Annotated in this window: 15 protein-coding genes; 3 read left to right on the top strand and 12 right to left on the bottom strand. The window is 63.8% G+C overall.

The genetic code is table 11. The annotated features are described in order from the left end of the window. Positions 1 to 53 precede the first annotated feature (53 nt). On the bottom strand, positions 54 to 374 hold the full coding sequence (locus RTI28_RS02450; protein ID WP_316918959.1) for an I78 family peptidase inhibitor: 321 nt from the start codon (positions 372 to 374) through the stop codon (positions 54 to 56). Positions 375 to 513: 139 nt separating this feature from the next. Continuing rightward, on the bottom strand, positions 514 to 816 hold the full coding sequence (locus RTI28_RS02445) for a hypothetical protein (protein ID WP_316919112.1): 303 nt from the start codon (positions 814 to 816) through the stop codon (positions 514 to 516). A 188-nt stretch (positions 817 to 1,004) separates the two neighbouring features. On the opposite strand from RTI28_RS02445, the gene RTI28_RS02440 reads away from it, so the two are divergent. After that, positions 1,005 to 1,265 (top strand): hypothetical protein, encoded by a 261-nt coding sequence (locus RTI28_RS02440; protein WP_316918958.1) that lies wholly within the window; start codon positions 1,005 to 1,007, stop codon positions 1,263 to 1,265. On the opposite strand, the gene rbsK is transcribed toward RTI28_RS02440, so the two are convergent. The 5 genes from rbsK to RTI28_RS02415 are packed head-to-tail and all read right to left on the bottom strand — an operon-like array spanning position 1,210 to position 6,638. Beyond that, the gene (gene rbsK / locus RTI28_RS02435) at positions 1,210 to 2,118 is read right to left on the bottom strand and encodes a ribokinase (RefSeq protein WP_316918957.1); all 909 of its coding nucleotides are present in this window, start codon (positions 2,116 to 2,118) and stop codon (positions 1,210 to 1,212) included. The two genes, RTI28_RS02440 and rbsK, sit on opposite strands and share 56 nt — an antisense overlap. A 9-nt stretch (positions 2,119 to 2,127) precedes the next feature. Further along, positions 2,128 to 3,150 (bottom strand): LacI family DNA-binding transcriptional regulator, encoded by a 1,023-nt coding sequence (locus RTI28_RS02430; protein WP_316918956.1) that lies wholly within the window; start codon positions 3,148 to 3,150, stop codon positions 2,128 to 2,130. A gap of 4 nt (positions 3,151 to 3,154) precedes the next feature. Beyond that, the gene (locus RTI28_RS02425) at positions 3,155 to 4,144 is read right to left on the bottom strand and encodes an ABC transporter permease (RefSeq protein WP_316918955.1); all 990 of its coding nucleotides are present in this window, start codon (positions 4,142 to 4,144) and stop codon (positions 3,155 to 3,157) included. Next, the gene (locus RTI28_RS02420; protein WP_316918954.1) at positions 4,141 to 5,685 is read right to left on the bottom strand and encodes a sugar ABC transporter ATP-binding protein; all 1,545 of its coding nucleotides are present in this window, start codon (positions 5,683 to 5,685) and stop codon (positions 4,141 to 4,143) included. The genes RTI28_RS02425 and RTI28_RS02420 overlap by 4 nt, the downstream gene beginning before the upstream one ends. After that, on the bottom strand, positions 5,682 to 6,638 hold the full coding sequence (locus tag RTI28_RS02415; protein WP_316918953.1) for a sugar ABC transporter substrate-binding protein: 957 nt from the start codon (positions 6,636 to 6,638) through the stop codon (positions 5,682 to 5,684). The genes RTI28_RS02420 and RTI28_RS02415 overlap by 4 nt, the downstream gene beginning before the upstream one ends. 363 nt (positions 6,639 to 7,001) lie before the next feature. Here RTI28_RS02415 and RTI28_RS02410 point away from each other — a divergent pair, with 363 nt between their 5' ends. Both RTI28_RS02410 and RTI28_RS02405 read left to right on the top strand, forming a co-directional pair. After that, on the top strand, positions 7,002 to 7,280 hold the full coding sequence (locus RTI28_RS02410; protein ID WP_316918952.1) for a DUF1654 domain-containing protein: 279 nt from the start codon (positions 7,002 to 7,004) through the stop codon (positions 7,278 to 7,280). A 5-nt stretch (positions 7,281 to 7,285) separates the two neighbouring features. Beyond that, entirely contained in the window at positions 7,286 to 7,975 is a 690-nt protein-coding gene (locus RTI28_RS02405) for an endonuclease I family protein (protein ID WP_316918951.1), read from the top strand. Positions 7,976 to 7,978: 3 nt separating this feature from the next. Here the strand turns inward: RTI28_RS02405 and RTI28_RS02400 are convergent, their stop codons facing one another. The 5 genes from RTI28_RS02400 to rnhA all read right to left on the bottom strand — a co-directional run bounded on the left by RTI28_RS02400 (position 7,979) and on the right by rnhA (position 12,762). Then, positions 7,979 to 8,404 (bottom strand): GTP pyrophosphokinase, encoded by a 426-nt coding sequence (locus RTI28_RS02400; RefSeq protein WP_316918950.1) that lies wholly within the window; start codon positions 8,402 to 8,404, stop codon positions 7,979 to 7,981. Positions 8,405 to 8,509: 105 nt separating this feature from the next. Continuing rightward, positions 8,510 to 9,079: an SPOR domain-containing protein gene (locus RTI28_RS02395; RefSeq protein WP_316918949.1), complete on the bottom strand. Its 570-nt coding sequence runs from the start codon at positions 9,077 to 9,079 to the stop codon at positions 8,510 to 8,512. Between the two features lie 59 nt (positions 9,080 to 9,138). After that, on the bottom strand, positions 9,139 to 11,394 hold the full coding sequence (locus RTI28_RS02390) for an arginine/lysine/ornithine decarboxylase (protein ID WP_316918948.1): 2,256 nt from the start codon (positions 11,392 to 11,394) through the stop codon (positions 9,139 to 9,141). Between the two features lie 87 nt (positions 11,395 to 11,481). Further along, complete coding sequence (gene dnaQ / locus RTI28_RS02385) at positions 11,482 to 12,228, bottom strand: DNA polymerase III subunit epsilon (protein WP_316918947.1); 747 nt, start codon at positions 12,226 to 12,228, stop codon at positions 11,482 to 11,484. A gap of 87 nt (positions 12,229 to 12,315) precedes the next feature. Continuing rightward, positions 12,316 to 12,762, bottom strand: a complete 447-nt coding sequence (gene rnhA, locus RTI28_RS02380; protein WP_316918946.1) for a ribonuclease HI — start codon at positions 12,760 to 12,762, stop codon at positions 12,316 to 12,318. Positions 12,763 to 12,765: the final 3 nt, after the last annotated feature.

Below are 12,765 nucleotides of genomic sequence, written 5' to 3'. Positions count from 1 at the left end.
CCGAATGAAAAAACCCGTCGCTCGCGACGGGTTTTTTTATGTCTGGTTCGAACTCAGCCGCAGTTGACCCGGCTGATGCTGCCCTTCTCGTCGACATGCAGGTTCAGGCGCTCGGAGCGGTACTCCAGGGTGACGACGTCAGTTGGCTTGAGGATACGGGCCAGTTGCGCCCCACTCGCCTTGCGCGCCTGCTCCAGCAGTTCGGCCGAGGCCGGCTTGCCCACGGCGAATTCGGCGCCGCTGGCTTCGCAACGACCGTCGGTGTTAGCCGCCACGGGCTCGGGTGCTTTCGTCGCGCTACCGCCGCTGCTGCTGCAACCGACCAGGACTGCGGCGGCCAACAGGCTCACCAGTGATGCACGCATAGGAAACATGAATCCTCCTTAGGGATACTTGATGCTGTCTGATCCGACAGCATTTGATGCTGGTTGTTGCAAAAGCGGGCCAGTCTGCCTGACTCGTACGACCAGGGGAAATGACAATAGTGTCTGGATTTTGCACCGCCCAATGACCTCAATAGAGATCAATATAGTCGCTGGCAGGCTTGGGCCAGTTATCCTGCAACGCCTTGAACACCTGCTGGACCCAGCGCTCATCCGCCGCGGCCTGGGCACCGACGCATCCGGAACCGGCCGCCCAGGTTTCCAGGCGAAACAGCAGGCCCTCGAGCTGCGCGCCGCCCACCACTTCCGACAACCAGGCCTGCCCGCCCCGATTGACCCGCAACTGATTATGTTTCGCGCCGTTGCCACTGGCGATCAACTGGCGAACCTGCTCCAGAGTGAATTGCCGCGGGTCATTCAAATCGATCTGCATGCTGCTGTCCTGCCGGCGAAAAATGCCTTTAGTTTGCCACGCCGACGCCCTTATGCCTAAGTCGCACAGCAGCGCGTCAGGCAGCATGGTTAAACTGCAAGCCAAGCGACGATACTTGGCAGAGCGTCGCCGAAACGTCACCGGCCCGACGTTTCACCCTCGACAGACGGGCCTTTGCGAGACCTCCAATGACCAGCCACAGCATCGATGCCGACATCAAGGTGAAATGGCCTGAAGGCCAGAGCGCCTACAGCCCGGGCACAGCGGAAGAACTGTCCCTTATCGCGATCGACCTGCTGGTCAAGGAAATGGGCAGCGATGCCGCACGCACCTTCATCGACCAGGTTTTCGAGCGCTATCGCCACGACCCCGCCCCCCATCCGGCTGCCGAGGTCACTCACCGAGATCGGACAGCCGGGGAATCGACGGTTGCGCCCCCGCACGAGTGACCGAAATCGCCGCCGCGCACTGCCCGAACCGGATCGCTTCGCGCTCGCTGCAACCCCGTGCCAGCGCCGCGGCGAAACCACCGACGAAGGTGTCGCCAGCGGCAGTGGTGTCCACCGGACGTACCAGCGGCGCGGCAAAGTGCTCGCGACCTTCGGCGCCAGCCAGCAAGACACCTTCCGCGCCCAGGGTGATGATCACCCGATCGGCACCAAGATCCCGCAGGTGGCCTGCGACCGCCCCCGCCGAGACCAGGTCATTCACGGCCAGACCGGTAAGGGCCGCCGCCTCGCTTTCGTTGGGGATGAGATAGTCGATATTGGTCAGCCAATCCGGCGGTAGCGGGCCGGTTGCCGGGGCCGGATTCAGGATCACCGTCTTGCCGAGCGCACGACCGCGCGCCAGGGTCCAGGCCACGGTCTGCGGCGGAATTTCCATCTGGCAGACAATGACATCCGCACTCTGCAGCATGGCATCGAAGCGCTCGATCGACGCCGGCAGCAAGCACCCGTTGCCACCTGCGACGATGACGATGGCGTTCTGGCTGGCGGCATCCACCACGATCAGCGCGACACCGCTGGGCACCCCGGCGACCACCTCCAGCGCCTGGCAGTCGATGCCCTCGGCCAGCAGGCCATCGCGCAACTGCCGTCCGTAGGCGTCATCGCCAACACAACCGATCATCGCCACCGAAGCCCCCAGCCGCGCGGCGGCAACTGCCTGATTGGCGCCCTTGCCTCCCGGCACGGTGGCAAAGGACTCACCGGCGAGCGTTTCGCCCGCGCGGGGCAAGCGCTCGGCGCGAGTCACCAGGTCCATGTTGAGACTGCCCACCACTACGACGCTGGCTTGCATGACCTTTCCTCAACGGTACTCGCCGAACAGATCCGGACTGGGTGCTGTGGATTCGCGCAAGACGATTTTCGGGGCGACGATGCGCTGTTCCACCAATCCGACCTCTTGCCCGCTGACCCGCCGCAGCAGCAGTGAAGCGGCCATCTCGCCCAGCTCGCGGATGGATTGCCCGACCGTGGTAAGCGCCGGATAGACGTACTGGCACATCTGAATATCGTCGAAACCGATCACCGACAATTCACCCGGCACGGTGATGTTGCGCTCCGCCGCGGCGCGCAAGACCCCCATACCGATCATGTCGTTGCCGGCGAAGATCGCCGTGGGCCGCTGATGACTCAACAACTGCGCCGCTGCGCCATAGCCACCTAGGCTGGTGAAGTCACTACTGACCACGCGCCCTTCGCGCGGTGTCACCCCGGCCTCGGTCATGGCTCGCAGAAAGCCCGCCAGGCGCAATTTGGCCACGCTAGTGCCTTCCGGGCCATTGATGCAGGCGATATCGGTATGCCCCAGGTCCAGCAGGTGCCGGGTCGCCAGATAGGCACCCTGCTCATGATCGATGCGCACCAGGTCGGCATTCACGCCTTCCAGCGCCCGATCGACGATCACCATTGGCGTACGCACGCGGGACAGGCTGTCGAGCAGATCGCGATCCTCGCCCACCGACGCGACCACCAGGCCATCGATGCGCTTTTCCAGCAGCACCCGAAGGTAGCTGCGCTGCTTTTGCGGGTCATCATCGGAGTTGCACAGGATCACGCAATAGCCGTTGCGCTCGCAGGCATCCTCGATACCCCGGGCCAGCTCGGCAAAATAGGGGTTGACGCTATTGGGCACCAACAGACCGATGGTCGCGGTGCTCCGCGCCTTGAGCGAGCGCGCCACGGCGCTGGGCACGTAGTCGAGCTCGGCAATGGCCGCCTCGACCTTGAGCCGCACGGGCTCGCTGACCGGCCGGGTCTTGTTCAGCACATGAGACACGGTGGTATAGGAAATGCCGGCCAGCGCCGCTACGTCTTTTATGGTTGCCATGCTTTCAGTTCCGCCGGCCTGCACGCCGACTGCGATAAGTGTCGAGAATCACGGCGATCACGATGACCGCCCCGGTGATGATGCGTTTGGTCGGCTCGGACGCACCGATCTGCGCCAGGCCCGCAGCCAGCACGGAAATGATCAGTACGCCGAAGAAGGTGCTGATGACCGAGCCGCGCCCACCCATCAGGCTGGTGCCGCCGATCACCACGGCGGCAATCACCTGCAGTTCCAGACCGGAACCGGCATTGGGATCGGCGGCTTCGAGCCGGGAAATCTGGAACAGCGCCGCCAGCCCGGCGAGCAGCCCCATCAGGGAAAACACCACGATCTTGAAGGGACGCGGATCGACACCGGCCAGACGCACCGCTTCTTCGTTGGTGCCGATGCCGATCAGGTAGCGGCCGAAGACCGTACGACTCAATGCCAGTTGCGCCAGCACGACCACTACCAACGCGATGAGGAACGACGGCGAGATACCGAAGGCGATCGGCTCCGACAGCCACCCCAGGGCATCGCCGATATAGGCGGTACGCGAATCGGTCAGCTCATAGGCACCACCGCGAGCGATTTCCAGCACGCCGAGGGAAACGATGAAGGAGGGAATTCGCCAGGCCACCGCAACCGCCCCGGTCAGGGTACCGACCAGCGCGGCACAGCCCATGCCGAGCAAGGCGGCGGGCAGGACACCCCAGCCCCAGCCGAGAATCGCCACGCCGACCACCGAGGCGGCCAGGGCCAGCACCGAACCCACGGAGAGATCGATGCCGCCGATGATCAGGACGAAGGTCATGCCCACCGCCAGCACCATGAGATCGGGAATCTGGTTGGCCAGGGTGCTGAAGGTGGCATAGGACAGGAAGTGGCTGCTGAGCAGGGAAAACAGCACCATCAGACTGAGCAGCGCCCCCGCCAGCCCGAGGTAGGTATCCAGCGCCAGGCGAGTGCCGGAACGCTTGCCGGCGGCCGGAGTGACCAGAGAAGAACTTTTCATGAGGAAATCCCGGGTGCCGCGCTGGAGCGCAGCGCATCACGTTTCTGATAACCGGAAAACGCCGCAGCCAGCAGCCGATCCTGGCTCCAGTCGGCGCGATCGAACGTATTCACCAGGCGCCCTGCGGACAGTACACCGATGCGATCGCAGATCAGCATCAGCTCGCGCAGGTCGCTGGACACCACCACCAGTGCCTTGCCCTGGCGCGCCAGTTCAGCGAGCAGGCCATAGATGTCCAGCTTGGCGCCAACATCGATGCCACGGGTAGGTTCGTCGAACAGCAGCACCCGGCAATCACGCTCCAGCCAGCGCCCGATCACCACCTTCTGCTGGTTGCCACCGGAAAGCTCGCCTACCGCCTGTTGCGTGCCCGCGCTGCGAATGCTCAGCGCAGCGACCAGATGCTCGGCCAGTTGGCGCTCGCGCTCACTGTTCAAGATGCCACCACGGGAGACGGCCTTGAGATTGCCCAGCACCAGATTGGCGCTGATCGATTCGCCGAGAAGCACCCCTTCGCCCTTGCGGTCCTCACTGACCAGGGCGATGCCGTGACGCACCGCCGCCATCGGTGAGTCGATCCGACAGACACGCAGCGGCTGGCCCAGCTCGACGGTACCGCGATCGGCCCGATCGGCACCGTAGATCAGGCGGAGCAGTTCGGTACGCCCGGCGCCGACCAGCCCACATAACCCGAAGACTTCGCCGGCGCGCACGTCGAATGAGACATCGCTGACCTTGCCTGCGCGCCCAAGCCCGCTGACCCGCAGCAGCGGCGCGCCGATATGCCGGCCCGGCGCCTCGATATGTTCACCCAGCTCGCGCCCAACCATCAGCTTGACCAGTTGTTCACTGCTGTAGCGCTGTATCGGCTCGTCGCAGACCAGACGACCATCGCGCAACACCGCGACCCGCTGGGCAATCCGCTTGAGCTCTTCGAGCCGGTGCGAGATGTAGATGATCGCCACATCCTGTTGCCGCAGCGCCTCGATCCGGGCGAAGAGCAGCTCAACCTCCCGCTCGGTGAGCATGGCGGTGGGCTCGTCGAGGATCAGCAAATGACAGTCGCCAATCAGGTTGCGGGCGATCTCCACCATCTGCTGGTGGCCGATGCCCAGCTCGCCGACCGCGGTATCCGGGTCGATCGCCTCCAGCCCCATCCGCGCCATGGCCTCAAGGGCCTGCTGGCGCAGGCGCTTGCGATCGATCCAGCCGAGGCGCCCGGGCAGGTTCTGCAGGAACAGATTCTCCGCGACGCTCAAGGTCGGCACCAGGCTCAGCTCCTGCATGACCATGCGCACGCCGTGGCGCTCGGCGGCAGCGCGACTGACGGGGCGATACGGCTGGCCGTGCAAGTGCATCTGCCCCACGCTCGCCGACTCCAGACCGCCGATGATCTTCGACAGGGTGCTCTTGCCCGCGCCGTTTTCGCCGGTGAGCGCCAGCACCTCGCCGCGCCGCAAGGTCAGCTCGATGCTGTCGAGCACCGGCTGCGCGTAAGTCTTGCCGACCCCGCTGATCGTCAGCAGCACTGGCTCGGTCATTGTTGGCGAGTGATCAGGTCGACCGGCGTCTGGATGACGTTATCGGCATCTACCCCGGGCTTTTCCCCCTTGAGCATCGCCAAAGCCGCCTCGATGCCGAATACAGCCTGTCGCGCGGCGTACTGGTCGGCGGTAGCGAGGATGCGACCGTCGGCCAGCAGAGGCGCAACCGCCTTGAGGTTGTCGTAGCCCACCACCTGTACCTGGCCAGTGCGGCCGGCGGAACGCACCGCGGCCACCGCGCCCAGGGCCATGCTGTCGTTGCCGGCCAGCAGCGCCTTGAGATTCGGGTACTCGTTGAGCATCGCGGAGGCCACCGCGTTGCCCTTGTTGATCTCCCAGTTGCCGGACTGCACCGAGACGATCTTCATCTGCCCCGCCGCCATCGCGTCCTTGAAACCGGCGGTGCGCTGCTGGGCATTGGTGGTGGTCGGCACGCCCTCGATGATGCCCACCTCGTCGCCCGCCTGCAGCCGCGCAGCCAGGTAATTACCCACCAGACGCGCGCCCTTGCGGTTGTCCGGCCCCACGAAAGGCACATTCAGGTCCTTGCTTGCGAGGACTTCGGGATCCAGGCGGTTGTCGATGTTGACCACCGTGATACCAGCGTCCATCGCGCGCCTGATCACCGGCACCAGTGCCTTGGAGTCCGCCGGGGCGATCACCAGGGCATCGACCCCGGAAACGATCATCTGCTCGACGATGCGAATCTGGCTGCCGGTATCGGACTCGTCCTTGATGCCGTTGGACACCAGGTCGAATTGGCTGGCGTGTTCCTTCTGATAGGCCTCGGCGCCCTCCTCCATGGTGAGGAAGAACTCGTTGGCGAGAGACTTCATCACCAGCGCGACCTTGGGACGCTCTTCGGCGCGAACGACCGAAACAGGCAAGGCGCTGCAAAACACGGCAAGAAAGGCGACGGCCAGGATCCGTCCCGGGGAAGGCAAGTGCATGAAGTTCACTCCGCATTTTATGCTTTTTGTCGGATCGCAAACGTTTGCGTAACTCAACTATGCGAACGAAGCCGGGTTTTGTCAAATCTCGAAACACAAGCCGGCCGGGCTTCAAATCAGGGAAATTGTCGCTCAAACGGTCGGAAAACCGAACTTTTTGTTGGGGGCCTGCGGATTTCCGAGAGGCAAACGATGCCTTTTCAGATTCCAGGCAATGGGCCAGCCTCTGCTGCCACAAGCGGACAGAGGTCGGAACCCTGGCGAATTTATTTTTGACGGTGTGCAGCAAACTCGCGGAGAAGCGGTCAGAGGCACTCTTTGGACCGACGCGCTGTTGCGAAAAGTCTTACAGTTAAATACTGTATGCACATACAGCAAAAACAAGGAAACACTTTCGTGGCCACTTCCTCCGCTTCCACGCCTGCCAGCAGCTATGAGCAACTGGGTATCCGCATCCAGAAAATCATCAATGCCCCTACCGCTCAACGCTCCCGGGCCGCGCTGATCTTCCGCCTCGAACATGAGTCTCCCGACGACTGGGAGACGCTGCTCGAGGAAATCGCCGAGAACGACAACGTCACCCTCGCCCACCGTGACGATGGCGGTGTACAGATTTTCTGGACGGTACCGAAGGAAGACTGACGCGGATGAGATTCACTGTATTGGCAGCCACCTGCCTGTTGTTCAGCCTCACCGCTCATGCCGATGCCCCCCGCACGTTCAGCGAAGCCAAGAAGGTTGCCTGGCGCCTCTATGCGCCGCAGTCGACGGAGTTCTATTGCGGCTGCAAGTACAGTGGCAACCGCGTCGACCTCGCCGGCTGCGGCTATGTCCCGCGCAAGAACGCCAACCGCGCCGCGCGGATCGAATGGGAACACATCGTCCCTGCCTGGCAGATCGGCCATCAACGGCAGTGCTGGCAGGAGGGTGGACGCAAGAACTGCTCACGCAACGACGCAAGCTACGCCCGCGCCGAAGCCGATCTGCACAACCTGGTGCCGAGCATCGGCGAGGTCAATGGCGATCGCAGCAATTTCAGCTTCGGCTGGCTGCCCGAGCAGCACGGGCAATATGGCTCGTGCCTGACCCAGGTCGACTTCAAGGCGAAGAAGGTCATGCCGCGCCCGTCCATTCGCGGGATGATCGCGCGCACCTATTTCTACATGAGCAAGCAGTACGACCTGCGCCTGTCGAAACAGGATCGGCAGTTGTACGAAGCCTGGAACAAGACCTATCCGGCCCAGGCCTGGGAGCGCCAGCGCAACCAGCGCGTGGCCTGCGTGATGGGGCACGGCAACGAGTTCGTCGGCCCGGTGGACCTCAAGGCCTGCGGCTGAGCATCAGGTCAGCGTCTGCAGATAGGCGCTGGCCTGCTGGCAGCGCTGCAGATGGGCAATTTCGGCGGGACCGGGGATGACCAGGCGAGTCAGATCGGTCTCATCGGCCAGGTCCGCCAGCTTGACCACCCGCGCCAGCGGATCGCAACCGACCCGGGCAACGAACGCCTCGTCGCTTTCTCCGCCGCGCTGACTGAGGGCCTGCACCGCGGCGAGGATCTTCAGGGCGAAGCCCTCGCGCGCCAGGTCCGACAAGGTCATGGGGGAGGCCTGAAGCACCTCGTGCAACACCGCGACGATACGCTGCTCGGTGGTCGAAACCCGCAGCATCACCCGCAAGGGATGCAGGATGTACGCTGCGCCTATCTTGTCCCGATGCCCTTCATGGGCCCGGGCTGCAACCGCAATGGCTCGCTCCAGCGTGGACATGGCCCCCTCCTCACCGTTGCTGCACTCATCGATGGAACATCTTCCTCTCCATGAGCATAGCCCGACAAACGCGCAAGCACCGGACGCAGAGCGTTGCGTCGAGGATCAGCGGGGGGCGTCGTGCTGGATCACCACCGAGTCGGTACCCAGGCGGGCCATCACGTCGTTCTTGCTGGCCTCGGCCTCGGCCTTGTCCATGAACGGCCCCAGCAGCACCACGGGCTTGCCGTCGCGATAGACCACCGAAGAAGGGATGCCCTTCTCGATCAGGCGCGCGGTCATGTCGGTCACCGCCCCCATGTTCGGCCCCTGGATGATTTCCACATCCCAGCCCTGCGGTGCCGGCTCGGCGGCGATGGCATCGGCACGACGCTGCAAGTCGGCGCCACCGCAGACTTCGCGGATGCGCAGGTCGTTGCCGGCCTCGTCGATGATGATGTCGTAATCCGCACCCTTCTTGATGGCCACATAGCTGCGATACGGCAGGTAGCTACCACTATCGTCCTTGCCACGGAACTGACCGCAGATATCGCCCTGGGTGTTGAACCGCACGTTGGCGAACTTGGCCGTCTTCGGATTCTGCAGATGTTCGGCGATCTGCTTGTGAACCCGCTCCGCATCGTTGTCACAGCCGGCCAGGGCCACCACCGCCATTACCATCGCCACTTTGCGCACGCATCTACCTCCTGAATTCAAGCGGCGGATTCTAGCACCAGGGCAGCGCAATGAGTCCGCTACTCCTTGACGCAGTCCACGGTGTAGAGCCGTACCCCGTCGCGCTCCTCATGCTGCAGGCCGTGGACATCGGCGACGAAGCCGGGGAAGCCGGTGTCGAAGGCACGGGCGAAAGCCAGGTAATCGAGAATCGAGCGGGTCGCCTCGGTGAAGCGCTCGCCAGGCATGATCAGCGGGATACCCGGCGGATACGGCACCAGCATCACCGCCGCGATACGCCCCAGCAAGCGCTCGATGGGTACCGCCTCGACATCACCGCGAACCAGCTTGTCGTAGGCATCGGCGGGCTTCATCACCACTTCCGGCAGGCGCGTGTACAGGCGCTTGAGCTGCTTGGCGGTGGCGTTGCCGCGGTAGCAGGCATGCAATTGGTCGCACAGGTCACGCAGGCCCATACCGCGGTAGCGCTGCGGGTCCTGTCCGGCCACGCAGGGCAGGCTCAGGCTCAGTTCGGTATTGGCGTCGTAGTTGCGCTTGAACTCCAGCAACTCGGTCAGCAACGTGCTCCATTTGCCCTTGGTGATGCCCATGGAGAACAGCACCAGGAAGGAATACAGCCCGGTCTTCTCCACCACCAGGCCGCGCTCCCAGAGGAACTTGCTCACCACCGCAGCGGGAATGCCGTGGCGATCGAGACTGCCGCCGGCGTCCAGGCCAGGCATGACCAGGGTCACCTTGATCGGATCGAGCAGCACATAATCCTCGCTGAGATCACCGAAGCCGTGCCACTGCGCCTGGGGTTCGAGCAGCCAATCCTCGGTGGCAACGCGATGGATGCCCTCGACCCGCGGTGGCTGCCAGACGCTGAACCACCAGTCCTCGGGGTCCAGGTGCGCGCGCAGATTGGCCAGGGCGCGGCGGAAGCTCAGCGCTTCGTCGAACATTTCCTGCAGCAGCGAACGCCCCGCCGGGCCTTCCATCATCGCCGAGGAAACATCCAGCGAAGCGAGGATGCTGTACTGCGGCGAGGTGGAGATATGCATCATGAAGGCTTCGTTGAAACGGTCGCGATCCAGTTGCCGGCGACCGCCGTCCTGCACATGGATCATCGAGGCCTGGCTGAAGGCGGCGAGCAGCTTGTGGGTGGAATGGGTACTGAATACCAGCGGGCTCTGCGCATTGCGCGAAGTGCCCATGGCATACCGCCCGGCGAAGAACTCGTGGAAGGCGGCATAGGCGTACCAGGCCTCGTCGAAATGCAGCACCTCGACGCTGTTGCCGAGAGTCTGCTTGATCAGTTCGGCGTTGTAGCACAGGCCGTCATAGGTGGAGTTGGTCACCACCGCCATCTTCACTTTCGGCTCGCGGTCGCGGGTCAGCGGATTGGCGAGGACCTTGGCCTGGATCGATTCGGGACTGAATTCGCCGAGCGGAATCGGGCCGATGATGCCCAGTTCGTTGCGCTCGGGACACAGGTACAGGGGAATCGCACCGGTCATGATGATCGCGTGCAGCACCGACTTGTGGCAGTTGCGATCCACCAGCACCAGGTCGTCGCGGCCCACCATGGAGTGCCAGACGATCTTGTTCGCCGTCGAGGTGCCATTGATCACGAAGAAGGTGTGATCGGCGCCGAAATTGCGTGCGGCGCGGGCTTCGGCTTCGGCCAGCGGCCCGGTGTGATCCAGCAGCGAACCCAGCTCCGGGACCGATACCGACAGGTCCGAACGCAGGGTGTTCTCGCCGAAGAACTGATGAAAGGCCTGCCCGACCGGACTCTTGCGGTACGCCACGCCACCGCCATGTCCCGGGGTGTGCCAGGAATAGTTGGATTGCGCGGTGTGCTGCACCAGCGCCTTGAAGAACGGCGGCAGCAGGCCGTCCAGGTAATTGTGCGCGGCTCGGGCCACCTGGCGAGCGAGAAAAGGCACGGTGTCTTCGAACAGATAGAGAATGCCGCGCAACTGATTCAGCTCGCTCATGGCATCGGCAGGTGCGTTTTCCAGGGTGACCTGCTCGCCCAGCGCGAAGATCGGCAGGTGCGGTGCCCGGGAACGGGCCAGGCGGATCAGCTCGACCATGTTCTGCAACAGGTGGGTGTTTTCGCCGGCACCTTCGGCGGCGATCAGCATGCAGGCGAGCCCGTGGTGGGTCGCGGCGACCAGGCGACCTTCGGCGTAGTCGATGGCGCTGAGGATGGTGAAACCGTCCTGGGCCAGTTCCTGGGCGATACCGCGGACGCGATCGCCGGCTACGGTGTCGGACTTGATGTCACGGTGAACGATGAGAACGGGAAACTTGAGGTCCTTGTACATGGACGGCGCTACCTTCTTCCTGCGAGAGGCCACGTGGGCCGTTCATTTCAGGGTAGAAGGTCGCCGCCATGACGCGCGGGAAATGCCTCAGTTGGCCTGTGCCAGTTGCTGCCAGAGCGCCGGGCCACCGGCGGATTTGGCGACGGCTTCGAGGCGGGCGACGTGAGCCTCCAGTTCCTCGGGGGTGGCGCGGATGATGCGTCCCGGCTGACGGCTTGCCGGCAGGCGGCGGATCTCGCTGCCCTGCGCAGCGGCGCCCTCGCCTTCACCGTCCTGGCCAGCCAGCGACAGGCTGGTCTGGCCGCCGGTCATGGCCAGGAAGACGTCGGCGAGCAGCTCGGAGTCGAGCAAGGCGCCGTGCAGCTCACGACCCGAGTTGTCGATGCCGTAGCGTTTGCACAGGGCGTCGAGGCTGTTGCGCTGCCCCGGATGACGCTCGCGCGCCATCATCAGGGTGTCGAGGATAGTGCAGTGCTGCGAGATATCAGCGCGGTCCTGCTGACCGAGCAAGGCGAATTCGTTGTTGATGAAGCCAACGTCGAACGTCGCGTTGTGGATGATCAGCCGCGCGCCCTGGATGAACTCGAAGAATTCGTCGGCGACCTCGGCGAAACGCGGCTTGTCCACAAGGAACGCATCAGTGATGCCGTGGACGCCGATGGCGCCCTCGTCACTCGGGCGATCCGGCTGCAGATAGACGTGGAAATTGCGCCCGGTGAAGCGCCGGCCGATCAGCTCGACGCAACCGATCTCGATGATCCGGTGACCGTCGGTGACCGGCATGCCTGTGGTTTCGGTATCGAGGACTATCGACCTGTCGTTGTGCAAATCCACGTCGGTGATCTCCTGCCGTGTTGCTGAAAACGGCGGATCTTACCCCAGCTTCGTCGCCGCGTCCCGGGGATTCATCGGCTGCGCGTTTCAGCGCAGGCCGCGAACCTCGTCGACACCGCGATTGGCCAACTGGTCGGCGCGTTCGTTGCCATGATGGCCGATATGCCCGCGCACCCATTTCCAGGTGACCTTGTGCCGGTTGACCTGCTCGTCGAGCAACTGCCAGAGGTCGGCGTTCTTCACCGGCTCCTTGGCCGCGGTCTTCCAGCCGCGCTTCTTCCAGTTGGTCATCCACTCGGTGATGCCCTTCATGACGTACTGCGAGTCGGTGACCAGCAGCACCTCGCACTCGCGCTTCAGTGACGCCAGGCCCTGGATGGCCGCCATCAGTTCCATGCGGTTGTTGGTGGTCTCGCGCTCGCCACCCCAGATTTCCTTTTCCACACCCTTGTAGACCAGCAGCACGCCCCAGCCGCCAGGGCCGGGATTGCCCTTGCAGGCGCCATCGGTGTAGATCTCGACGCTATCGCTCATGTA

This window comes from Pseudomonas sp. zfem002, assembly GCF_032621685.1.
GTDB lineage: Bacteria > Pseudomonadota > Gammaproteobacteria > Pseudomonadales > Pseudomonadaceae > Aquipseudomonas > Aquipseudomonas japonica.
Note: the sequence above shows the minus strand (reverse complement) of the source record. Positions and strands in the feature narration are given on the sequence as shown.

Bases quoted from the DNA above. Each gene is read 5' to 3' on its own strand.
- RTI28_RS02450 (WP_316918959.1), bottom strand. From the start codon at position 374: ATGTTTCCTATGCGTGCATCACTGGTGAGCCTGTTGGCCGCCGCAGTC.
- RTI28_RS02445 (WP_316919112.1), bottom strand. From the start codon at position 816: ATGCAGATCGATTTGAATGACCCGCGGCAATTCACTCTGGAGCAGGTT.
- RTI28_RS02440 (WP_316918958.1), top strand. From the start codon at position 1,005: ATGACCAGCCACAGCATCGATGCCGACATCAAGGTGAAATGGCCTGAA.
- rbsK (WP_316918957.1), bottom strand. From the start codon at position 2,118: ATGCAAGCCAGCGTCGTAGTGGTGGGCAGTCTCAACATGGACCTGGTG.
- RTI28_RS02430 (WP_316918956.1), bottom strand. From the start codon at position 3,150: ATGGCAACCATAAAAGACGTAGCGGCGCTGGCCGGCATTTCCTATACC.
- RTI28_RS02425 (WP_316918955.1), bottom strand. From the start codon at position 4,144: ATGAAAAGTTCTTCTCTGGTCACTCCGGCCGCCGGCAAGCGTTCCGGC.
- RTI28_RS02420 (WP_316918954.1), bottom strand. From the start codon at position 5,685: ATGACCGAGCCAGTGCTGCTGACGATCAGCGGGGTCGGCAAGACTTAC.
- RTI28_RS02415 (WP_316918953.1), bottom strand. From the start codon at position 6,638: ATGCACTTGCCTTCCCCGGGACGGATCCTGGCCGTCGCCTTTCTTGCC.
- RTI28_RS02410 (WP_316918952.1), top strand. From the start codon at position 7,002: ATGCACATACAGCAAAAACAAGGAAACACTTTCGTGGCCACTTCCTCC.
- RTI28_RS02405 (WP_316918951.1), top strand. From the start codon at position 7,286: ATGAGATTCACTGTATTGGCAGCCACCTGCCTGTTGTTCAGCCTCACC.
- RTI28_RS02400 (WP_316918950.1), bottom strand. From the start codon at position 8,404: ATGTCCACGCTGGAGCGAGCCATTGCGGTTGCAGCCCGGGCCCATGAA.
- RTI28_RS02390 (WP_316918948.1), bottom strand. From the start codon at position 11,394: ATGTACAAGGACCTCAAGTTTCCCGTTCTCATCGTTCACCGTGACATC.
- rnhA (WP_316918946.1), bottom strand. From the start codon at position 12,762: ATGAGCGATAGCGTCGAGATCTACACCGATGGCGCCTGCAAGGGCAAT.